At 51.0% G+C, this 23,103-nt stretch carries 23 protein-coding genes; 6 read left to right on the top strand and 17 right to left on the bottom strand.

Annotated features, from left to right (window positions below):
- Positions 1-223 precede the first annotated feature (223 nt).
- From LK536_RS37555 to LK536_RS37505, 11 genes are all read right to left on the bottom strand, one after another.
- Complete coding sequence (locus LK536_RS37555; protein ID WP_008721753.1) at positions 224-1,330, bottom strand: iron-containing alcohol dehydrogenase family protein; 1,107 nt, start codon at positions 1,328-1,330, stop codon at positions 224-226.
- A gap of 12 nt (positions 1,331-1,342) precedes the next feature.
- On the bottom strand, positions 1,343-2,053 hold the full coding sequence (locus LK536_RS37550) for an ABC transporter ATP-binding protein (RefSeq protein ID WP_008721751.1): 711 nt from the start codon (positions 2,051-2,053) through the stop codon (positions 1,343-1,345).
- Positions 2,040-2,873 (bottom strand): ABC transporter ATP-binding protein, encoded by an 834-nt coding sequence (locus LK536_RS37545; protein ID WP_227795310.1) that lies wholly within the window; start codon positions 2,871-2,873, stop codon positions 2,040-2,042. Before LK536_RS37545 ends, LK536_RS37550 begins: the two co-directional genes overlap by 14 nt.
- A complete protein-coding gene (locus LK536_RS37540; protein ID WP_025483186.1) occupies positions 2,854-3,831 on the bottom strand; it encodes a branched-chain amino acid ABC transporter permease in 978 nt (325 codons plus the stop codon). The genes LK536_RS37545 and LK536_RS37540 overlap by 20 nt, the downstream gene beginning before the upstream one ends.
- 78 nt (positions 3,832-3,909) lie before the next feature.
- On the bottom strand, positions 3,910-4,776 hold the full coding sequence (locus LK536_RS37535) for a branched-chain amino acid ABC transporter permease (protein WP_330668548.1): 867 nt from the start codon (positions 4,774-4,776) through the stop codon (positions 3,910-3,912).
- Between the two features lie 69 nt (positions 4,777-4,845).
- The gene (locus LK536_RS37530; RefSeq protein ID WP_227795309.1) at positions 4,846-6,093 is read right to left on the bottom strand and encodes an ABC transporter substrate-binding protein; all 1,248 of its coding nucleotides are present in this window, start codon (positions 6,091-6,093) and stop codon (positions 4,846-4,848) included.
- 47 nt (positions 6,094-6,140) lie between these two features.
- A complete protein-coding gene (locus LK536_RS37525; RefSeq protein ID WP_008721739.1) occupies positions 6,141-7,046 on the bottom strand; it encodes a dihydrodipicolinate synthase family protein in 906 nt (301 codons plus the stop codon).
- A gap of 196 nt (positions 7,047-7,242) precedes the next feature.
- Positions 7,243-7,884, bottom strand: coding sequence for a GntR family transcriptional regulator (locus tag LK536_RS37520; RefSeq protein ID WP_008721737.1), 642 nt, complete (start codon positions 7,882-7,884; stop codon positions 7,243-7,245).
- Positions 7,885-7,967: 83 nt separating this feature from the next.
- Entirely contained in the window at positions 7,968-9,377 is a 1,410-nt protein-coding gene (locus tag LK536_RS37515) for an FAD-binding oxidoreductase (protein WP_227795308.1), read from the bottom strand.
- Positions 9,374-10,570 carry an electron transfer flavoprotein subunit alpha gene (locus LK536_RS37510; protein ID WP_227795307.1) on the bottom strand — a complete coding sequence of 399 codons (1,197 nt, stop codon included), beginning with the start codon at positions 10,568-10,570 and terminating at the stop codon, positions 9,374-9,376. Before LK536_RS37510 ends, LK536_RS37515 begins: the two co-directional genes overlap by 4 nt.
- Positions 10,571-10,592: 22 nt before the next feature.
- On the bottom strand, positions 10,593-11,381 hold the full coding sequence (locus LK536_RS37505; protein WP_227795306.1) for an electron transfer flavoprotein subunit beta/FixA family protein: 789 nt from the start codon (positions 11,379-11,381) through the stop codon (positions 10,593-10,595).
- Positions 11,382-11,709: 328 nt separating this feature from the next.
- On the opposite strand from LK536_RS37505, the gene LK536_RS37500 reads away from it, so the two are divergent.
- The 3 genes from LK536_RS37500 to LK536_RS37490 are packed head-to-tail and all read left to right on the top strand — an operon-like array spanning position 11,710 to position 13,611.
- A complete protein-coding gene (locus LK536_RS37500) occupies positions 11,710-12,084 on the top strand; it encodes a GntR family transcriptional regulator (protein ID WP_008721728.1) in 375 nt (124 codons plus the stop codon).
- Positions 12,085-12,094: 10 nt separating this feature from the next.
- Complete coding sequence (locus tag LK536_RS37495; protein ID WP_130789432.1) at positions 12,095-12,973, top strand: ABC transporter ATP-binding protein; 879 nt, start codon at positions 12,095-12,097, stop codon at positions 12,971-12,973.
- Positions 12,970-13,611 (top strand): ABC-2 transporter permease, encoded by a 642-nt coding sequence (locus tag LK536_RS37490; RefSeq protein WP_008721725.1) that lies wholly within the window; start codon positions 12,970-12,972, stop codon positions 13,609-13,611. Before LK536_RS37495 ends, LK536_RS37490 begins: the two co-directional genes overlap by 4 nt.
- A gap of 235 nt (positions 13,612-13,846) precedes the next feature.
- Here LK536_RS37490 and LK536_RS37485 read toward each other — a convergent pair whose 3' ends face one another.
- The gene (locus tag LK536_RS37485; protein WP_025483192.1) at positions 13,847-14,344 is read right to left on the bottom strand and encodes a DUF6106 family protein; all 498 of its coding nucleotides are present in this window, start codon (positions 14,342-14,344) and stop codon (positions 13,847-13,849) included.
- Between the two features lie 106 nt (positions 14,345-14,450).
- Positions 14,451-14,918, bottom strand: a complete 468-nt coding sequence (locus tag LK536_RS37480) for a metal-dependent transcriptional regulator (RefSeq protein WP_330507573.1) — start codon at positions 14,916-14,918, stop codon at positions 14,451-14,453.
- 74 nt (positions 14,919-14,992) lie between these two features.
- Here LK536_RS37480 and LK536_RS37475 point away from each other — a divergent pair, with 74 nt between their 5' ends.
- Together LK536_RS37475 and feoB are read left to right on the top strand one after the other, a co-directional pair.
- On the top strand, positions 14,993-15,226 hold the full coding sequence (locus LK536_RS37475) for a FeoA family protein (RefSeq protein WP_008721720.1): 234 nt from the start codon (positions 14,993-14,995) through the stop codon (positions 15,224-15,226).
- A gap of 45 nt (positions 15,227-15,271) precedes the next feature.
- A complete protein-coding gene (gene feoB, locus LK536_RS37470; protein WP_227795305.1) occupies positions 15,272-17,416 on the top strand; it encodes a ferrous iron transport protein B in 2,145 nt (714 codons plus the stop codon).
- Positions 17,417-17,534: 118 nt separating this feature from the next.
- On the opposite strand, the gene groL is transcribed toward feoB, so the two are convergent.
- Together groL and LK536_RS37460 are read right to left on the bottom strand one after the other, a co-directional pair.
- Positions 17,535-19,157: a chaperonin GroEL gene (groL, locus tag LK536_RS37465; protein WP_008721716.1), complete on the bottom strand. Its 1,623-nt coding sequence runs from the start codon at positions 19,155-19,157 to the stop codon at positions 17,535-17,537.
- A 53-nt stretch (positions 19,158-19,210) separates the two neighbouring features.
- Positions 19,211-19,495 (bottom strand): co-chaperone GroES, encoded by a 285-nt coding sequence (locus LK536_RS37460; RefSeq protein WP_008721713.1) that lies wholly within the window; start codon positions 19,493-19,495, stop codon positions 19,211-19,213.
- A gap of 279 nt (positions 19,496-19,774) precedes the next feature.
- On the opposite strand from LK536_RS37460, the gene LK536_RS37455 reads away from it, so the two are divergent.
- Entirely contained in the window at positions 19,775-20,431 is a 657-nt protein-coding gene (locus LK536_RS37455) for a hypothetical protein (RefSeq protein ID WP_008721711.1), read from the top strand.
- Between the two features lie 116 nt (positions 20,432-20,547).
- On the opposite strand, the gene LK536_RS37450 is transcribed toward LK536_RS37455, so the two are convergent.
- Both LK536_RS37450 and pdxR read right to left on the bottom strand, forming a co-directional pair.
- Positions 20,548-21,582 (bottom strand): MORN repeat-containing protein, encoded by a 1,035-nt coding sequence (locus LK536_RS37450; protein WP_227795304.1) that lies wholly within the window; start codon positions 21,580-21,582, stop codon positions 20,548-20,550.
- Positions 21,583-21,609: 27 nt separating this feature from the next.
- Positions 21,610-23,073 carry a MocR-like pyridoxine biosynthesis transcription factor PdxR gene (gene pdxR, locus LK536_RS37445; protein ID WP_506092100.1) on the bottom strand — a complete coding sequence of 488 codons (1,464 nt, stop codon included), beginning with the start codon at positions 23,071-23,073 and terminating at the stop codon, positions 21,610-21,612.
- Between the last annotated feature and the right edge of the window lie 30 nt (positions 23,074-23,103).

Raw genomic sequence — 23,103 nt, 5'->3', positions numbered from 1 at the left:
CTCTTTCTGCGTGTTTGCTTTGACATTTGTTTTGCAAGGACGCGGGGCCTGTCTGGAACAGGACTCCTGCCCTGGAACGTATCCAATAGATATTGTTTGAACTGCCTGTCTGCTTCTTATTAGTATCTAATACTAGCAAATTTTATGTGGCTTGTCAAATCAAATTGAAAGGAAAAATTCATTCATTTTACTTATAGGTATCAATCAGCCCATCTAATAGATTTCAGCAATAATTTTCCAGTTTATGGATGGCACTGCACATCATTTCTTCTGAAATGACATCAAATGGTTTGGCGCGCATCAGCACGTCATTCACTGCTTTGTGGGCCACCTTTTTTATATTGTCATCGGTAAATTCCAGGTTCAGTCCCTTAAAGGTAGGCGTAAGCTCCAGACTGCGGTAAAATCCGAATAACTCCTCCAGTTCTTCCCTTGGACTCTCAAGCACCATCAGCTGTACCCCGATTCCATAGGCCACCTTTTCCCCGTGTGTAACGTCATGGCTCCCCTCCAAAAGGGTGAGGCCGTTCTGTACCGAATGGGCAATGCCGTTCCTTACCGCCTTGATTCCCAGGGCCTGCACCGTGGATGCTGTATAAATATTCAGATTCACAACATCAATAAAATCCTGCGTCACTGTCTTTTCCTTCATGGACCTGACGGCGGATACGGCCTTTTCATACATCTGTGCCTTTAACATCCCTGCCACGGCCAGCGCCATATGGTCAAATATATCGCTGTTGTCCGAGCCGGGCAGGGAAGCGCTCCCCTCATACCACTTTGCCAGCGAATCATAGATGCCTGAAATAAAATACCCCTGCGGGGAATCCACAATCACTTCCGGGTCCACCAGGACAAGCGGGGGGTTTGTTTTAGGATAGATATTCTCCAGATATTCCCCTTCATCGGAATACACGATTATCTGGTTGCTGGACGCCGCACAGGTGGCTGCTATGGTGGGCACGGTGACAATGGGGATATTATACAGTTCAGCTGCATATTTAGCCGTATCAATGGATTTTCCCCCGCCTGTGCCAATGATGAACTCCGGTTTAAATTCCTCACACAGGTCTAATATCTTCTTTACGTTATTCATGCTGCTTTCGCCGGAGAATCCATTCACCACATACTGGATTCCCGCTGTATCCAAGGCTGGAAACAGCTTTTCCCTGATGGAAGCCCTGGACCTGGTCCCGCCGCTGACCACTGCCCGTTTTCCAAAGGAAGGCAGGATCATGGCCGCTTCCTTCCACACATCCGTCCTGCAGCAGTATCTTGCCGGACCTGATTTATTATATTTAACTGTCTCCTCAAGACTGAATTTTCCCATAGAAACCTCCTTTTACCCGCCCAGGTATGATTTGTTCACCTCTTCATTGCCCATAAGCTCCGTGCTGTCCCCGCTGAGCTTGATGGTACCGTTCTGCATGATATAACACCGGTCAGAAATACTCAGCGCCATATATGCGTTCTGCTCTACCAGAAGCACCGGTATCTTTTTTTCCTTATTGATCCTTGTGATGACCCGGAACATATCCTCCACAATCACCGGGGCCAGGCCCAGGGATGGCTCATCAAACATGATAAGCCTGGGGTCGCTCATAAGTCCCCTGGAGATGGCTAACATCTGCTGCTCCCCCCCGCTCAGGGAGCCTGCTAATTGTTTCTGCCGCTCCTTCAGACGCGGAAAAATATCATACATCTCCTCTATCTTCCCGTTCATCTCCTTTTGGGAATATTTCCTGCAGTAAGCCCCCATCTCCAGATTATCCCGCACCGTCATTTCCGGAAATACCTCCCGGCCTTCAGGCACATAGACAATCCCCCTGGACACAATCCTGGTATTCCTGATTTTAGTCAAATCCTCCCCATCAAACAGGACTTCTCCCCTGGCCGGTTTCAACAGTCCCATGACGGTCTTCATCAGGGTGCTTTTACCCGCCCCGTTGGCTCCTATCAGGGAAATGATTTCGTTATCCCCCACCTCCAGGCTGACGTCATACAGCGCCTGGACTTTCCCATAAAATGCGTCAATATGTTTAATCTCCAGCATCGGATCGTCCCCTTTCTGCCTGCGCCATTTTTTTCCTGTACCCTTCGCCCAGATAAGCCCGGATAACCTCCTCGTTGTTCTGTATTTCCTTTGGGCCGCCCTCCGCAATCTTGCACCCAAAGTTCAGCACCGTGATGTCGTGGCTCAGGTTCATGACAACATCCATGTTGTGCTCAATCATGAAAATGTCCACGCCGCTTTCATAAACCTTTCTTATGATATCAATGAATTCCCTGCGCTCCGATGGGTTCAGCCCGGCTGCCGGTTCATCCAACAGGATCAGCCTGGGATCCATCATCAGGGTCCGCCCCAGCTCCGTCATCTTCTGCCGCCCATATGCCAGATTGCTTACCACCTCATCCCGGTAACGTCCCATACCGATAAACGCAAGTATGGACTCCGCCTTTTCCCTGAGTTCCCGCTCCTCCCGTCTGGACCTTACCACATTTACCAGGTAGCTTAACAGGTTCTGGTTGGTGTTGTACTGAGCGCCTATCATCAGGTTCTCCAGGACCGTCATGGTGGAGAACAGCTTGATGTTCTGGAAGGTGCGTCCAATCCCCCTCTGCGCCCGCATATAAACAGGCAGCCTGGATATGGATTCCCCAAACAGCAGCACGTCCCCTTCTGTCTGCGGACCGTCGCCTGTAATCATATTGACCGTAGTGGTCTTGCCGGCCCCGTTGGGTCCAATCAGGGCGTGGATCCTGCGCTTCTTTACCTGAAAGCTTAAATCGCTAACAGCCACCAGTCCTGAAAACCGTTTCACCAGATTCCTTACCTCCAGAACAGTCTCTGCCTCACTGCCCAAACCGCTCACCGCCCTTTCCTGTTTTTTTCACCAGGTGCCTGAATCTCCCTGGCAGTGAGACCAGCCCGTTGGGCAGGAACACCGCACAGAGCAGTACCATGGTACAAAAAGTAATCTGATAGTAGTCCCCCAGGAAGCGGAGCATTTCCGGAAGGATCGTGATGACAATGGCGCCGATTATATTGCCCAGGATATTACCGATTCCCCCTATCATCAGCATGATGACATAGGAGATGGACAGGTCGGTCGTAAATGAAAGGGATGTGACGAACTGGTTAAAATGGGCGTACAGCGCCCCGCCCAGCGCGCCATATACCGCGGCCAGGGTAAATGCACGGATTTTAATCTTTTTAATATCCAGTCCAAGGGATTCGATTGCCTCCACATTATCCTTTACCGCCTTGAATTCCCTGCCCCATTTGGAATGGGCAATCCGCATGGACAGAAGGCACAGCAGCACGGCCACGGTCCATACAAAGTAAAAGTATTTCACATTGGTATCCAGGTTCCAGAACAGGACGCGGAACCGGGGTATATTCTTGATTCCCTGGGTTCCTCCTGTAATATCCATCAGGTTGGTTGCCAGAATCCTGATAATCTCAGAAAATGCAAGGGTCGTCAGGGAGAGATAAACCCCTTTCATCTTGAGGCTGGGATATCCCAGTCCCCTGCCGATTAGGAACCCCACAACCAGGGCGGCTACCATGGTGAGCCAGGGTGACAGCCCGAAGTTCCTGGAAAGCAGGGCCGACGTATAGGCGCCCAGGGCATAGATTCCCGCTGTCCCAAGGTTCATCTGTCCGGCAAGACCCGTGATGAAATTAAGCCCGAATACAACAATCATGTTGATAACCATCTGGTTCAGGATCGTTATGTAGTAATTATTGGACATAAATAACGGAACCAGTGCTAATATGAGAAAGGCTGATGCCATCATTGCATACTGCCAGTTTATTTTCTTATTCACGTTTTCCACCTCTGTTCCTTCCATCCGTTTTCCACTGGGCTGGCATATTTGACAATTCATTCCTGCCGCCTGTGCGTCTTATCGCGTCTTTCCGGTAATTCCTGCGGGCCTGATTAACAGAAAGCCCACAAGCAGGACAAAGGCTACAATATCCTTATAAACGGATGGCAGTACCATGGAAGCAATATTCTCCACAATCCCAATACACAGTCCTCCAAGAATGGCCCCGGGCAGGTACCCGAACCCTCCGATGACTCCGGCTGCAAACCCTTTAAGCCCGATCATGTTGGACATGGTGGTGGTGATATTAAGCAGCGGGGATACTAAAAGCCCAATCAGGCAGCATATCATCATACTGATCATAACCGTCACGGTCATGACCGTCCTCACATCAATCCCCATGAGCTGGGCCGCTTTCCGGTTCTGCGCCACACACCGCATGGCCTTTCCCGGTTTTGTCTTATACAGGAAAAGCTGCAGCGCCAGCACACAGAAGGCTGCTGCTGCGATAATTGCAATGTTGGCAATGGAAATGACCACATCCCCCACCTTCACGGTGCCAATCAGGAAACCAGGCACGGAAAACGGCACCGGCCCCCAAAGCAGGCGGATGGCCTCCACGATAATCTTCCCCAGCATGACAGTGGCCATAATCGTATATATCATGGTCATGTTCCTCAGCGGAATGAAGATGACCCTTGCCACCACAATACCGAGAAGGGCCACTGTTATAAGGCTGAGCAGGATGCCTGGTATGAAATCCATCCCCAGGCCCAGAATATAGGTTCCGCCGAAAATATAAGCGCCTGTTGTAATCATCTTATCATGGCTGAAATTAAGGACGCCGGACGCATTCCATATCAACGTGTACTCAATCCCCACCAGCGCATAGATAAACCCCATAGCAATCCCGCTTACAATCAGCTGTATCAAAATCCCAAACATAGGCATACCTCCGCATTTTTCTACAGGGATGCAAGAACCTGCTTTTGCATCCCTGAACCGTACAACTGATTAATCCTCTACTGTAATGGAATCCAGGTAAACCGCGGTGCCATTCTCCAGCTTGCAGATGATTCCTTCATGGACCATTTCCCGCATGCTGTTAGGTTTGTATTTTCCTACCACGCCCTGAAGGTTATCTGTCTCATTCAGTGCTTTTAACAGCGCATCGCTTTCCGTGGTCCCGGCACGCTCAATGGCATCCTTGAGAATATAGATGGAGCCATAGTAGGTGGCCGCATAAAGCTCCGGCGTTTCATTATATTTTGCCTCAAAATCTTTGACAAACTTCGTCACATGGTCACTTGTATTGGAAGCGGTAAAGTCCGTCACGCAGTACCAGTTATCCAGCCACTGGGGCTGGCAGAGTCCGGATACCTGCGGAGTGGAGATGGATGGTGAACCGATAATCGGCACATCTAATCCCAGGTCATGGAACTGTCTTGCAGCCAGGGCTGTCTCAGCATCATCCGTCCATATGATGACCCCGTCCACGCCGGCGTCCTTTAACTTAAGAATCTGGCTGGTCATATCCGTGTCGCCCGTATTATGGGCTTCAGCTACATATGCGGTTCCGATGCCATCCAGGTATTCCTGTATGACATTCAGGGCGCCGGAGCCGTAATCGTTGCTGTTGGTAAACAGGCCCAGTTTCCTGCAGCCCAGGTTCTGGGTGGCATAGGTTGCCGCCAGCTTTGCCTGTACCGTATCTGCTGCACGGATCCGGAACAGATATGGATTATCAATGGTGGTAACCAGCTTGGGACTGGTAGCGCCTGTGAGCATGGGAACCTTGGCCTGTGACAACAGGCCTTCCACTGCGAGGGCCATGCCGGACAGGTTTGGCCCCACCTGCGCCACCACATCCTGGCTGATGATAAGATTGGCCGCATTGATGGCCGTATCCTGGGCGCCGCCGTCATCTGCGACAAACAGTTCGATCTGCCGGCCCAGCACACCGCCGGCCTCATTGATTTCATCCGCCGCCATCTGTGCCCCCTGTTTTGTCCTCAGGCCATTGATGGGAGCTGCTCCGGTGATGGATCCCGATACCCCAATCAGGATTGTCTCCCTGGAAGCGCCTTCTGCCGTATCATTTGAGGATTCCCCCGCGGTCCCTGCCTGCTGGCTTTCCTCCTTTGTATTACCGGCAGCCTGTGTCTGTGATGGCTGTGGTGTCTGACCGCCGCCGCATCCTGCCAGGGCGGAGAGTGCCAGACACATTGCCAGGGTTATACTCAGATACCGTTTCTTCTCCATTATGTAACCTCCCTTTATCCAATTTAATCAATACAATGCCTCACACCCTACAGGATATCCCCCATATCTGCCAGCAGCGCATCCACTTTCTTCTTCTCCTCAGGAAGCAGGTCGCCTAAAGGCATCCTTGGAAGGCCTGCATCGAATCCCTGGCACTTGAGCACATATTTAAACACCTCATGCCAGTGCGGGTCATTGGTATTATATGTAATGAAGTAATCCACGAAAGGCTGGATCCTGGTCCAGTATGCATTGGCCTTGTCAATATCCTTCTCAATGGTACAGATATCAAACAGGGTGCGTGCAAATTTGGGGAAAATGGCCGGCATTCCGCTGAGCCATCCGTCTGCCTTTGCAAAGAAACCTTCCATGGGGGCGTAATCATGGCCGTACATCACGGTCAGCTTATCGCCGCAGTGGTATTTTAACTCATGGATCCTGTTTGCATCCCCATGTGCCGCCTTGATGCCATTGATTAAGCCTTCATCCACCATGGCCTTAATCTCAACCGGGGTCATCTCATATCCGCAGAACCTGGGATTGTTATAGAGGATGATATCAATGTCAATGGCCTCCCTCAGTTTCCTGAAGTGGTTCACCACCGCCCTCTTATGCGGCTGCAGGTAATAAGGCATGATGACCAGCACCCCTTCTGCCCCGCACTTCTGTGCATACTGGCTCAGTTCTATGGTCTGTGCCGTGGAGTATCTGCCCGTGCCCGGGTATACCGGTACCTTGTGGTCCACGGATTTGATGATGCTTTCCATGATATACTTCTGCTCCTTAGTGGACATGGAAATATTGTCGCCGGTACTTCCCACGCAGGATATACTGTGTGCACCCTTATCCAGCACCCACTGGACATACCTTAATGTCTCCTTCTCATTGTAAGATTCATCTGCATTCCACATTGTCATTACTGCCGGCATAACGCCCTTTCCCACTGTTCCCATAAGTTTCTTCCTCCTTAATTGATAAAATAAAAGTTTCTTATAATAAACACCTGTGTGCTATTATCTGAGTTGAAATATAAAATTAAAAATTAAAAATTTTTTAAAAAAGGGCATAAGAACCCCTATATGATGTTAAATAAAGATTCCTTATGCATCCCTCCTTCCCGTCCCCCAGAACATGTCTGGCACTGCCGTACTATTCGACCTTACTTTTAATCCTCTCCTCCATATTCATGATGTGGGTCTGGATCAGGCCGCGTACTTCCTGGACATCCTTTTTCTTAAGCGCCTCCACCATCTGCAGATGTTCATTACACGCCACCCTCTCATGGAACAGGGATGTGCCCGTGGTGGTCCGGATGACCATATACCGGTTGCTGAGCACCATATACAGATCCATCAGGCATTGGTTTCCAGCCATCTCCACCAGCTTTTTGTGGAACGCCATATCCGCCAGAAAATAATCATCAAATTTTCCCTCTTCAAAGTACACCCGGCTCTTCTCCACCATGAATTCCAATTCCTTAAGCTGCATGGTTGTTATATCACTGCCAAGCTTCACAAGGGCCTGCTCCTCAAACAGCAGCCTGGCCTCACAGACATCCGCAATGTCCTCCCTGGTAGCAACCGGTATCTCATATTTTCCACCCGGCATCAATTCTACAATATGCTCATGGGCCATCCGCTTCAGCGCCTGGATAATCGGTGTCTTGCTAATCTGGTAACGCTCTGCCAGCTCGGTCGGGTCCAGCCTTGTCCCGGCTACGTAATCCCCGCTGACAAATCCCATACAGATTGTTTCATATACAATATCATCTAAGTTCTTTTTAAGTGACATATGCTACTGGTACATCCCCTCTGTTTTTTTTAATGGTATCATTTTAAACTGGCATATGCAATCGGTAAAGTATATAATTTCCCCTATCTACCGTACAGCGCCACAACTTTACCCGGATTTAAAATACAATGAGGGTCGAATGCTTTCTTGATTCCTTCCATCAGCCTCATCTGGCATGGACCGCACTGTTCATCCAGATACATGCGCTTAGCATACCCAATCCCATGCTCGCCGGACACAAGACCGCCGAAATCCCTGGCCTTTTCGTACATTTTTTCAAATACATCCTGCTTTTTATATTCCCAGGTCCCTTGATCCATATCATCCCTGCACAGATAAATGTGGAGGTTTCCGTCACCTGCATGACCAAAGCTGGGGATACGCATCCCGGATGCCCCTGCCAGCTCATGGGTATATTTGATGAATTCCGCCACGTGGCTTCTGGGAACCACCACGTCGCACTCATCCATCTCCGTGGTGGATGCCTTGATTGCCTCTAAAAAAGCGCCCCTGGCGTTCCACACGCTCTGTCTGCGCTCCTCGGTATCCACCAGGAACACATCCTTTGCTCCCAGTTCCAGGCATAAATCCGCTGCCCGCCCATAATTCCGGTCCACCTCTTCCCTGCTGTTCCCGTCAAATGTCATCAGTATATATGCATTACTTCCCGTATCCGGGAACCGTTTCCCAAGATAGTCCTCTGCAAACATGATTGTATTCCGCTCCATGAATTCAATGGCCGTGGCCTGGACCTGGGCTTCTATAATCCGCGGAACGGATTCAATGGCGGCTTCCATGGTTTCAAATGGCACCAGAAGGCTCAGTGTCCTGGAAGGAAGTGGCAGGAGTTTCAGGACCGCCTCCGTGATAATTCCCAGCGTGCCCTCAGAACCAATCATAAGGTTCAAAAGGCTGTAGCCTGAACTGTTTTTTACCACCTTCCCCCCCAGCTTCACCACATCGCCGGAGGGAACCACCACCGTAAGCCCCCTGACATAATCCCTGGTGACCCCATACTTGACCGCCCGCATCCCTCCGGCATTGGTACTGATATTCCCGCCAATGGTGGCCGACTTTTCCCCTGGGTCCGGTGGATAGAACAGATTATTTTCCTCCACATAGGCCGCCAGGTCCATAAGAAGCACCCCCGGCTCCACGGTCACGGTCAGGTTCTCCCTGTCCAGCTCCAGAATGCGGTTCATGGCCGTTGTATCCAGCATGATTCCCCCGTGTACGGCCACAGCGCCTCCCACCAGACCGGTGCCGGCTCCACGCACAACCACCGGTATCTTTTTTTCCGATGCATAGGACATGATTCCCGCCGCTTCTTTTGTGTTCATGATTTTTACAAGGACTTCCGGCATGGAGAAAACGCCCCCCAGTTCATCGTGTCCGTAATCCTCGCTGATTCCTTCCCCTGTAAGCACGCGTTCCGGGGAAACGACTGATTTTATATAAGAAATATCCTGTGAATCCATCTTTTTATAATTCATTCCAGTCCCCCCTTCAATTGCCTAATCAATTCCGGAATGATTTCGTATAAGTCCCCCACAATCCCATAGTGGGCAACATCAAAAATAGACGCCTTCTTATCCCTGTTGACCGCTATGATACAGTCCGCTCCCTTCATACCCGCAGCAAACTGGACAGAACCTGATATTCCGGCTGCTATGATCAGCTTTGGTTTTACCGTCCTTCCGCTTAAACCGATCTGCTGCCTGGGGTCAAACCATCCATTTTCAACCAATGGCCTGGTACAGGCCATCTGTGCTCCCAATTGGTCTGCCAATTGCCGCAGAAGTTCCAGGTCTGCCTGTGATTTAACCCCTCTGCCCACCGCGACAATCATATCCGCCTCAGATATGTCCACCTGCTTTTCCTTTGGCGTACCCCCCAGAACCTGTATCCTGTCATCCAGGAACCCTTCCTCCACCTCCATATGTACCAGGGTTCCTTTGGGGTGTTCCCTGCGTCCTGCCATGGAACATATCTTATACCTGACCGTACAGAACTGGGGCCTGTGCCTGGGTGTCACGATCTGCGCCATGATGTTGCCTCCAAATGCCGGGCGGATCTGAACCAGGTCCGTGTCCTCCTTCATCTGCAGAACGGTACAGTCAGCCGTAAGACCGGTCCTGAACCTGGCCGCTGTCCGAGGTGCCAGGGAACGCCCGGTATTGGTAGCCCCTACCAGGACCGAGGACGGTTTTATCTTCCGTATAAAATCCTCAAACACATTGGTATAAGAGAGGACATTAAATTCAGCCAGTCCCGGATGGTCATAAAGAAATACCTTGTCAGCCCCGTATTCCAGAAGCGCTTCAGCCTGCTTTTCCATCCCGCTTCCCATTACAAGGACATAAACCGGATGGCCAATCCCTTCCGCCAGCTCCCTTGCCTTTCCCAGAAGCTCCAATGTGACAGGATGGATGGACTCCCCGTCATGCTCCGCATAAACAGCAATCCCCCTCCATTCCTTTTTATCCACGGATGCAGGCGCCTCTTCCTCCACCCATCGTACAACGCCTTCCGGCCCTTTCTTTACACACAGCCGGCACATCCTGCATGCCGCCGTAACGGACAGGCATCCCCCCTCCTGTGTAATTGCCCCAAAGGGACACAGCGACTGGAGCTGCTTTGCGGATTCCTCCGTCACCCTATCCTGGTTTATCTCTAAATATGCCATGGTATACCTCACTTCAAACAGCTTATATGAACTTATGCTTTCTAAGGATTGCAGCCATCGACGTGGCCAGTTCCCGGCTGGTTCCTTCAATCATTTCCTTATCCGTTTTCTTGTCAGGCGGGAAAATGCGTTCCACCTGGGTAGGTGATCCCTTAAGTCCATAGTGGCTGGGATTCCTGTCATCCAAATCATCCAGGCTCATGACCTTGATACAGTTCGGGTCCATCCCAATCCTTCTTTTATAAGAAGGAAGCCTGGGCGTGTTCACATCCTTATCCACGGTCAACAGACATGGCAGTTCCATCTTCTGTGTCTGTATCTTATTCTCCAGGTTCATCCTCACCGTGATGAAGGTATCCCCTGTTTCCAGGACCTCCAGTATATTGGTGCCATGGGCAATTTCCAGGAACTCCGCTGTTTCCGCCCCTACCTGCGCCGTGTCCCCGTCCGTGGTCTGCTTCCCGCACAGGATCAGGTCATAGGTTCCTGATTGCCGGATGCCCTGGGATAAGGTATGGCTTGTAGCGCACACGTCCGCGCCTGCAAAACGGCGGTCCGAGATAAGATATCCCCTCTCCGCCCCCATACATACAGCTTCCAAAAGCACTTCCCCGGCCTGGTCCGGCCCCATGGTAATAACAAAAACATGTCCCTCTGTCCTTGCCGCAAGCTCCAGCCCGAATTCCAGCGCATATAGATCATATGGATTCATCTTAGCTTCAATACCATCCCGCTTCAGTACGCCTGTAACCGGATCCACCTCCACACTGGTGGTTCCCGGCACCTGCTTTATGCATACCAGAATCTCCATTCCTTCCTCCTGTTACATTGTCCTTCTTTCCAGAATTAAAAATTTAAAATTTTGTATACACTGTTTATGGTTAAATAATAGCATATGGAAACAGCCAACACAATGCCTATAATATCCAAATTGAAAAAATTTTTTTGTGCATTTTATACATTAATTCAAATTTATCTTTCCCCAGCCCCCGCACAATTAGTAATCCATCCTAAATCCCACCCTTGACATCCCTCACATCCCATGTTATATTGTATATATACGATATATACAATATAACCACCCAGGCAATCATCACCGCCACAATCCCAACCACTACCCATACCACGGAGGCAGCGCAGTGAATATCATTATCAGCAATTCCAGCGGCAAACCAATCTACGAACAGATAACATCCCAGATAAAGAACATGATCATGACCGGGCAGCTGGATTCCGGCGATGCCCTGCCAAGCATGAGGACACTTGCAAAGGAACTGAGGATCAGCGTCATCACCACCAAGCGCGCCTACCATGACCTGGAACAGGAAGGCTTCATCGAAACCATAACAGGAAAGGGAAGTTTTGTGGCTGCAAAGGATACCGAGGTCATCCGCGAGGGAAACCTGAGGATTGCGGAGGAATACTTGGCAAAAGCAGCTGACCTGGCTAAAAAAAGCGGCATTTCCCTGAAGGAGCTGGTGGAGGTGCTGGAACTTATATATAACGGAGAGTGAGGAGATGTCCATGGAGTACGCAGTGAACATAAGAGGGCTTTCAAAGGCCTACAAGGATTTTTCCCTGAAGGATGTTGACCTTTTACTTCCAAAGGGAGCCATCATGGGACTGATAGGCGAAAATGGGGCCGGCAAGTCCACCACCCTCAAGGCCATGCTGGATGTTGTCCGTCGGGACAGCGGCACCGTCGAGATCCTGGGCCTTAACCTGGACACTGACCAGCCGCGTATCAAGGAACAGATTGGGGTTGTGTGGGGCGAAAGCCATTTTCATGAATTCCTGAACGGGATACAGGTATCCCATATGCTGGGCAGGATTTACAGGAACTGGGACCAGGAACTGTTCCTGGATTACCTGCACCGTTTTGCCCTGCCTGGGAAGAAGAAAATAAAGGAATATTCCAAAGGAATGCAGATGAAGCTGTCCATTGCGGCTGCTTTGAGCCACCATCCCAGACTGCTGGTCCTGGATGAGGCAACCAGCGGCCTGGACCCGGTTGTCCGGGATGAGATCCTGGATATATTATTTGGGTTCATTGAGGACGGCGGGAATTCCGTCCTGATTTCCTCCCACATTACCAGTGACCTGGATAAGGTGGCTGACTATATCACCATGATCCACAACGGCTCAATCCTGTTTTCAGAAGAAAAGGATTCCCTTATCGAGGACATGGGAATCATTAAGTGCAGCCAGGAGGAACTGGAACACCTTAAGGACATGGCAGGCCGCGGTGGGATTACCATGGTGGGGATCCGCCAAAGCGCATACCAGTCAGAGTGCCTGGTGCGCAACCGCCGGGAAGTGATGGAGCGTTATCCCAACCTGGTCATGGACCGCACCAACATTGAGGAAATCATGCTGTTTCATGTAAGGGGGCAGATGCGATGAAAGGATTACTGTTAAAAGATTTTTATTGTTTAGGACAGAACATTAAGAGCCTGCTGTTCATCGTTGTCGTATGGGGTCTTGTATTCCTTCCCCAGAAGGACGGCGGGCTGCTGTTCATATCCCTGTGCATGATGGTAAGCGCCATGTTTACCTTCACCCTTTCCTCCTATGACAGACAGGTGAAGTGGGATACCTATGCGCTGAGCATGCCCCTTTCCAGGACCGTCATGGTTCAGGAAAAATACATCATTTCCATACTGATGCTTATGGCCGCGGCCGCCGTATCCTTTCCCATGACAGGGATTGCCTGGGTCATCCGCACAGGAGGGATTGATACTGAGTTTCTGTATGCAATGTGCACTACCCTTTTGACAGGGACTGCCATATCGCTCATTTACACGGCCCTGGCCCTTCCCTGCTCCCTGTGGCTTGGCGCTGAAAAGGGCCGCTACATCCCCAGTGTGCTGTTTGCAGCCATCTTCTTTACAGGTGTCATCATAGCGCGGGGCGGCAGGCTTAAGAATATAAGTCCGGCCATCCTGTCCAATTTCTGTATCCTGCTGCTGGTTCTGTCACTGCTGATGTTTGCAGCATCCTATTTTATCAGCATTTCCATCTATAAGAAGAAGGAATTTTAATCCTTCCAGGCAGGAGGACGCGATAAACAGGTGCCTGGTACCGGACCAAAAGGGACAGCTGCTCCTGACGGGAATCCCCATATCCCCTCAGGCCAGCTGTCCCTTTCTTCTTATCCACATGCTGCCATTCCCTATTCACGGAATGCCACCGTTCCCTATACACAGAATGCCATCCGTCCTTATCTACCAAGCGCGTCCGTCCCCATCCACCAAGCGCCGTCCGCTCCCTGTCCGGCTACATCACAAGCTTTCTTGGGAATGTCCTTCTCATGGCGCCAATCATCTTCTCATTCGGTTCAATCAGGACCTTGAAGTTATCTGCCCCCTTCTGGTACATAAGTGCATATACCTTGGCTTCCTTCCTGCCGGACGAAAAATCCTTTACCTTGGCGCCCTGGCGCTCATAATCCTTTAACACAAAGGAATCAGCCGGAGCCACCACCTGCACATCCTCTTTATCACAGTCAAATACCCTCTTCCTTCTGGCCTTGCCCAGGATACGGTCCACGGTGAGTCCGCCTTCCGCAAACAGGTATTCATATTCCACGCTCATATTCAGGAAAACAAAATAAGTCCCTGCCGCCGCTGCCAGGAGAAAGACAATCCCAAATATGGTCTGCATGGCCAGGAAGGCAGAAATAACACACAGGACAATCATCAATATCTTAAGGGGAATGGCATAGGCCGGGTCTTTCCTCTTCACAAGCCACTCTACGTAATTATCATCGTTCATTCTGTTCTCTCCTTTTATCATGTTGTAAATGTTTCATGCACTTATCAGGTCCTGTTTCGCATATTTCCCATTATACAATAGTTTGCCCCATATTTCCAGTGATACCTTACAGGCTTTTAAGGAAAGGCAGCATCCGCTCCATATTCCCCACGGTCCTCCGGTTGATATAGTGCTCAATCTTCTCCACCTGCTCCAGCTCACTGTCCGTATGGTTCAGGGCGCAGAAAAATTCATGCAGCACCTGGTGCCGGTGCAGCAGATACCGTCCCTCCATATGCCCCTTATCCGTGACCATGATGGTGCCGTATTTCCTGAAGTCAATATATCCGGCTGCCTTCAGGTTATCCAGCATCTTGGATGCGGAGGATGGGCGCACATGCAGGTTGGCGGCCAGAAGGCTTACCCGCACCGGATATCCTTCCGCTTCCATGCGGCAGACCATTTCCAGGTAATCTTCCATGGAAGACGTAAGCTCCTCACCGTTTACCCGTTCATATCCTTTCATGGTATAGAAACCTTCCTTATCCATGCCCGGTCCGTTTTTTTCATGTTTTCCATCCATACCAGTAACCAAAGTGTCCCTCCTGCAATATTATAAGAGTAAGAAAATGTTTCCCTATCCTAAATCTATTGCGAGGTATTGTAAATATGAAAGAAATTCATTGTCTGAGTGATATAAAGCCCGGCCAGCGGGCACACATTAAAGAACTGACTGCCTGCGGCAGCATCCGCAGACGCCTTCTGGATATCGGCCTGGTAGAGGACACGGAAGTGGAATGTCTGGGCCAAAGCCCCCTTGGGGACCCATGCGCCTACCTGATACGCGGCGCTGTCATCGCCATACGTTCCGAGGACTGCCGGGGCATCCTGATTCATGAATGATGATTAAAATATATAAATCTAAAAATATATAAAAGGAGTATTAAAATGGGGCTGACAAAACAATCAGTAGGAATGGGCGCTGTCGATTCCGGATTGGAGATAAAAAAACAGACACCCGAAGATAAGGTCATTGCCATAGCAGGTAATCCCAATGTAGGTAAGAGCACCCTCTTTAATAACCTGACCGGCATGAACCAGCACACCGGCAACTGGCCCGGCAAAACCGTGACCAATGCCCAGGGATTTTGTAAAACCAGGAATCATGGATACGTGCTGGTGGATATACCTGGCACTTATTCCCTCATGGCCCACTCTGCCGAGGAGGAGGTTGCCCGCAACTTCATCTGTTTCGGGGGCAGTGACAGCGTGGTGGTGGTCTGCGACGCCACCTGCCTGGAACGCAATATGAACCTGGTGCTGCAGACCATGGAGATATCAGACCATGTGCTGGTATGCGTCAACCTTCTGGATGAAGCCGCGCGCAAGAACATTTCCATTGACTTGGAAATGCTTTCTGAAAAGCTGGGGGTACCGGTTGTGGGCACCATTGCCAGGAAAAAGAAAAGCCTGGAGCATTTCCTTGAACAGCTGGACGCACTGGTGAACGGAAAGAAGGACCTCCATCCCTACCAGGTCCAGTATTCCCCCATCATTGAGCAGGCCATTGCCATGGCAGAACCGTTGGTAAAAGCCAGGGTGGACGGAAAAATCAATTCCAGGTGGCTCACACTGAAGCTTCTTGACTGTGACCCTTCCCTTATGAAGGAACTGAAGGAATATCTGGGCGAAGACATACTTGACATACCGGAACTGGCGGAGGCCCTGGACGAGGCCAGGGAACACCTGTCCAAATACGGTGTCACCAGGGAAATCATGGGTGACCGGGTGGTGGCTGCCCTGGTAGCCTCCGCGGAAAAAATATGCCGGGATACCGTGCATTTTAATCAGGTTGAATATAATGAAGGGGACCGCCGCCTGGATAAGGTGCTGACCAGCCGTTTCACAGGTTATCCGGTCATGGTTGGAATGCTGGCCGTGGTGTTCTGGCTGACCATCACCGGGGCCAACTATCCTTCCCAGATGCTGGCTGACGCCTTCTTTAAGCTCCAGGACCAGCTGACCCGGGCATTCATGGCCATGGGCGCGCCGGAATGGCTCCATGGCATCCTTGTCCTGGGCGTCTACCGCGTGCTGGCCTGGGTTGTATCCGTCATGCTGCCGCCCATGGCCATCTTCTTCCCCCTGTTTACCTTGTTGGAGGATTCCGGATACCTTCCCAGGATTGCCTACAACCTGGATAAACCATTTAAGAGCTGCCATGCCTGCGGCAAACAGGCCCTTACCATGTGCATGGGCTTTGGGTGCAATGCGGCCGGTATCGTGGGCTGCCGCATCATTGACTCCCCAAGGGAACGGCTCATTGCCATGATCACCAATAACTTCGTGCCCTGCAACGGAAGGTTCCCCACCCTGATTGCCATCATCACCATGTTTTTCGTGGGTGTATCCGGGGGAGCTTTTGATTCCCTGTTATCCGCGCTGCTTTTAACGGCATTCATTGTGCTGGGCGTGTTCATGACCTTCGCGGCGTCCAAGTTCCTGTCCATGACCGTATTAAAGGGAATCCCCTCTTCCTTTACCCTGGAACTGCCGCCCTACCGCCGCCCCCAGATTGGCAAGGTCATTGTCCGCTCCATCTTTGACCGGACCCTGTTCGTGCTGGGAAGGGCCATTGTGGTGGCTGCCCCGGCCGGACTTCTTATCTGGATCATGGCAAATGTACAGGTGGGCGGCCTTACCCTGCTGGCCCACTGTTCCGGCTTCCTGGACCCCTTTGCAAGGCTGCTGGGCATGGACGGGGTCATCCTCATGGCCTTCATACTGGGGCTTCCTGCCAATGAAATCGTCATCCCCATCATCATCATGGCTTACATGGCCCAGGGCAGTATCCTGGAGTTTGACAGCCTGGCACAGTTAAAGGAACTTCTTGTGAATAATGGGTGGACCTGGATTACCGCTGTCAGCACCATGCTGTTTTCCCTTATGCACTGGCCCTGCACCACCACCCTTCTCACCATCAGGAAGGAATCCGGCAGTTTCAAGTGGACCCTTGTGTCCTTCCTGGTACCTACCGTGTGCGGCATCGTCATCTGTTTTGCATTCACCTGCGCCGCAAGGATGTTTGTGTAGCAGTCTCCCATCCATCACGGGACTCAGGACGATTCAATCCGCCAGACATGAAAACAGCCTGGAACAGTTGGGTTCATCCCAACCGTCCAGGCTGTGCATGGTCATATCATGTCATGGATTAGTACATTCCGCCCATATCAGGTGCTGGAGGCATTGCCGGAGCCGGTTCCTTGATATTGGCAACAACGGATTCGGTTGTCAGCAGGGTGGAAGCAACGCTGGTTGCATTCTGCAGTGCGCTTCTTGTAACCTTAACAGGATCCAGGATACCTGCTTCAATCATGTCGACAAACTCTTCCTTGTATGCGTCAAATCCGCATCCAACCTTGGATTCCTTAACCTTGTTCACGATTACGGAACCTTCCAGGCCTGCGTTTGCAACGATGTGGAACAGCGGGGACTCCAGGGCCTTTAAGATGATCTTGGCACCGGTCTTCTCATCGCCTTCCAGGCTGTCAACAATCTTCTGCACATCAGCTGCAGCGTGTACATATGCGGAACCGCCGCCTGCGATGATACCTTCCTCAACAGCTGCCCTTGTAGCGTTCAGGGCATCTTCCATACGAAGCTTGGCTTCCTTCATCTCTGTCTCGGTAGCAGCGCCTACACGGATGACAGCTACGCCGCCAGCCAGCTTAGCCAGACGCTCCTGTAATTTCTCCCTGTCAAAATCAGAGGTGGTTTCCTCAATCTGCTTGCGGATCTGGGCAACCCTTGCAGCGATGGTGTCCTTATCGCCCATACCGTCAACGATGATTGTATTCTCCTTCTGTACCTTAACGGATTTTGCACGGCCTAACTGATCCATGGTTGCATCCTTTAAGTCCAGACCAACTTCCTCAGAGATAACGGTGCCGCCTGTAAGGATAGCGATATCCTGCAGCATCTCCTTCCTTCTGTCGCCATAGCCGGGAGCCTTAACAGCAACTACGTTGAAGGTACCTCTTAACTTGTTGACAATCAGGGTGGTCAGTGCTTCGCCTTCCACATCCTCGGCGATGATCAGCAGTCTTGCGCCCATCTTGACAACCTGCTCTAACAGAGGCAGTAACTCCTGGATGTTGGAAATCTTCTTGTCGGTAATCAGCACATATGGATCATCCAGATTCGCTTCCATCTTATCCATATCAGTGCACATATATGCGGACAGGTAACCTCTGTCGAACTGCATGCCTTCAACCAGGTCAAGCTCTGTCATCATTGTCTTGGATTCCTCAATGGTGATGACGCCGTCCTTGGAAACCTTCTCCATAGCGTCTGCTACCATTGTGCCAACCTCATCGTCAGATGCGGAGATAGCTGCAACCCTTGCAATCTGAGCCTTGCCGTTGATTGGTTTGCTCATAGCCTTGATGGCGTCAACAGCTGCGTCTGTTGCCTTCTTCATACCCTTTCTTAAAACGATTGGGTTAGCGCCTGCTGCCAGGTTCTTCATACCTTCATTCACCATTGCCTGTGCCAGGACGGTTGCGGTCGTGGTACCGTCACCAGCCACATCGTTGGTCTTGGAAGCAACTTCCTTGATTAACTGTGCGCCCATATTCTCGTATGGATCCTGCAGTTCAATCTCTTTTGCAATGGTAACGCCGTCATTGGTGATTAACGGAGCGCCGAAGGACTTATCCAGGACAACGTTGCGTCCCTTGGGTCCTAATGTCACACGTACTGTATCTGCTAACTGATTCACGCCTGCTTCCAGAGCCTTGCGGGCTTCTACGCCATACTTAATCTGCTTTGCCATGATGATCAACCTCCAAATTATGTTCTATTCATTATTTTGTAAAATGGTTTCAATTATTCAACTACTGCCAGGATATCGCTCTGCTTAACAATTACATACTTCTCATCCTCTACTTCCACCTCAGTGCCTGAGTACTTGGAGTAGATGACCTTGTCGCCGGCCTTAACCTGCATGGTAATCTCCTTGCCGTCCACAACGCCGCCAGGACCAACTGCAATAACCTCTGCCTGCTGTGGCTTTTCCTTTGCCGCACCCGGAAGGACAATACCGGACTTTGTGGTCTCTTCTGCTACTAACTGCTTTAATACTACCTTGTCAAACAATGGTACCAACTTCATAATTGAATTCCTCCTTACAAACTGTTCTGCTTTTTCTTTCTTGTGTTATCTTTCTAAGCATCTTTATTTTGCTCACATGATAAGTTATATCACCAGTTGTTAGCACTGTCAAGACTTGAGTGCTAATTTCTTTTAATTTTATTATTTTTTTACAAATTGCTGTTTCTTTTTTTTTCCATTCGTATTACAATAGTAGCAATAAGGAATACTATGAATTGTATCGTACTTTTATGCGTTTTATGCGTAATCACTATTAAAAGGTAAGAAGGGGGTTTTTGCATGGCTAAGAAAGGTTGGGGTAAGTTCGTAGCATTTGCGGCTGTCACAGGCGCTGTGGCTGCCGGTGTTTCTTATGTACTCCAGTATAAGACATACCACAAGGAACTGGAAAAGGATTTCCGCGAATTTGAGGACAGCGGTGACGAGGACAGACCGGAGGGAGCGGAAGACCGCACCATTGATTCCCGCAAGCTGGACCGCAATTATATTTCCCTTACGTCCAGTAAGGATGAGCTGAAGGTGGCTGCCAAGGATATGGCCCATGCCACTAAGAATGTGCTGAAGGATGCAGGAAGCCTGCTTTCAGACACAGCCCACGAGGTTGCCTCCGCTGCCGTGGATACCGCCCACATCGCCCTCAACACCATGAAGACCAAGAAGGATGATTTCATGGATGAGCGTGCCCAGAAAAAGGAAGATGATTCCGACCTGTTTGAGGACGAGGGATTCCTGGATGATGATTATGTGGATGAGGATGACCTGTATGACTATGGCCGCATGGACGGGGACCTCGGTACCTCCTATGTCTCCCACGATTATCAGGCGGATTACAGTGATGACCTGATGGATGAGGAGGAGGTTTCCGGACAGGAAGACAGTACCGTGCGTAAACCGCAGGAACCTACTGCCACCATCGAGGAAGATACCCTGGATTAGGAAGATGATTTGGTTTTAGGAAAATACTCAGGATTCAATTGATAACCATACTTTTAGGATAAATAAACCTCCGGGGATGCATAAGCATCTGCCCGGAGGTTCTTTTCTGCCGTTCCCTATTCATCCCATACCAGCAGGTTCACCCACATGGGCATGGCGGCCTGGTCTTCTTCCAGCACATATGCGTGGTTGTCATTGTCCTCAGACAGCAGCTGGTATTCCCCTGTGGATTCCACATGATTCCATCTGTTGTCCAGGATTGCGATTCCGTGTCCCGCCTTCAGTTTCCAGGTTGAAACCTGGTCCTCCTCATTCATGCTGGTATAGACCACGTCGCCCTCCATAAGGTCCTGGGAAAATGTTCCTGTCTTGCAGATATCCCTTGCCTCCCCTTCCGGGCTTCCCTCAAAATAGCAGTATCCTGTATGGCCTTTGCCCTCCATCCTGCCGTCTTTCCAGATTCCCTGGGAATAATCATATCTGGGCGCGTCCAAATCCACCACCTGCAGGGCCGTGCACTGTCCTTCCGGCTTCCCGGCTTTAAACGTACCGTAATACACGGTACCCGCCTTGGTAAATACCATTCCCCGGCCATCTATGTCAGACCGGAAGGAACTGCCGTCATAAAGATATCGTCCACCGTCCATGACAGTGTAGAACATATCTGCCAGCATATCCTCCTCACGTACCATCACGGCAGCCGCCTCCTTAAGGTTTCCCTTTTCAAGCGCTTTCATGATGTCTGACACGGTTATCAGCTGCCTTTCATCCAGGACCACGGGGGCGGCCTCTCCCGCTGCCCCGCCATCTGCGCCTGCTGTCATCCCCGCCATGCCGTTTCCATCCGCGCCTGCTGCCTTTCCCGCTGCTCCGCTTCCATCCCCGCCTGCACCGTTGCCGTCCACGCCAGATCCGCTCCTTCCGGCCATACGGCCTGCACCGGCATTTCCTCCATCCATGCTTCCAGAGGCCCCATCTGCACTGTCCATGCCCATGTCCGCTGAATCTGCTGCTTCCCGGAGTACGGCAGCACCGTTTCTCCCTGGGACATTTCCCTGTTCCTTAAGCCCCCATATGCTGCTGATTCCCAGCACCATGGCAAAGGCCGCTGCCGCCGTTATATCTATGACACTGTACTTTCTGTCCTTCACTCTATATCCATTCCTTTCATCACGGGTTCAGGACCAGGCCTGCTTTAACAGCCCGGTACCCTTTTCAATCTCAGCTTCGCTCAGTTTCGCATATCCCAGCATGACCGTGGACGGGTAAATATTCTGTTCGGGGTGGATGAAGCAGTCCGACATGCCATAGACCTTTACGCCGGCTGCCGCGGCCTGTTCTGTCAGCTGCTTCTCACTGCCGCCCCAGCGATAGGTCAAAAGCACATGAAGCCCCGCGTATTCCCCGCGTATGACAAACCGGTCCTCCAATTCCCTTAGCCCGTTTAGCAGCACATCATGCTTTGCCTTGTACACGGCCCTCATACGGTTTAAATGGCGCTCATAATGGCCCTGGGTGATAAACTGATAGAGGATATTCTGGTCAATCCTGGACACCGTGGACGCATAAAAGCCAGCCTTTTCCCTGTACACCTTCATGAGATGTTCCGGCAGCACCATGAATCCCACACGGATGGCAGGCGCGATGGACTTTGAAAATGTCCCCATATAAATCACCCTCCCGCCCCTGTCCATGCCCTGCAGGGCCGGGATGGGCTTACCCTTGTAGCGGAACTCACTGTCATAATCGTCCTCAATCAGGTACCTGTCCTGGCCGCTGTAGGCCCAGGCCAGCAGCTCCTGGCGCCGTTTCACCGGCATGACGATTCCTGTTGGATATTGGTGGGACGGCATCACATAGGCAATCTTTGCCCCGCTGGCCTGGAGGCGCTCCACGTTCATCCCATACCGGTCCATGCCCACCGGAACCACATGATACCCCTCTCCCTTCAGCACACGGTAAGCCTGTTTGTAGGTAGGGTTCTCCATGGCAATCCCCATATCGGTTCCCAGTATCTGGGCCAGCAGCATCAGAAGATATTCGCTTCCGGCGCCAATCAGGATCTGATCCGGGCTGCAGTCCACGCCTCTGGCTGAATGGAGATATTCCCCCACCGCAATCCTCAGGGACAGCTCTCCCTGTGGATTTCCGGCTGAGAACATTTCCTTATTGTCATCCACCAGGGTGTTACGGCTCAGCTTCCGCCAGGTATTGAAGGGGAAGCTGTCCAAATCAATGCCCCTTGGTGAGAAATCCACCTCAAACCTATGTTCTTCCCAATCCTTTTCCAGCACAAAAGAACCGGCGGACTTCTGCCGGACCTCCACCAGCTCCTCTATCTTTGAGACATAGTATCCCCTGTAGGGCTGGGCCTCTATATAGCCTTCCGATACCAGCTGGTCATAGGCCATCTGTGTGGTGCTCCGGCTCACCTTCAGATTCTGCGCCAGGATCCTGGTGGATGGCAGCCTGCTTCCCGCCCCCAGCCTTTTGCCCCGTATCTCGTCCTTGATATACTGATAAATCTGCTCGTAAAGCGGGCTGTCGGACTGGCTGTCAAATGGTACGATCAGCTCCATGATACCGCCTTTCTGCCGCAAACTGGCATTGTTATATTGCAATAATTCAATCCGGTCCATCATACCAGAATCAGACCATGCTGTCAATGTGGG

Source organism: Clostridium pacaense (assembly GCF_020709765.2).
Taxonomy (GTDB): domain Bacteria; phylum Bacillota; class Clostridia; order Lachnospirales; family Lachnospiraceae; genus Enterocloster; species Enterocloster hominis.
Note: the sequence above shows the minus strand (reverse complement) of the source record. Positions and strands in the feature narration are given on the sequence as shown.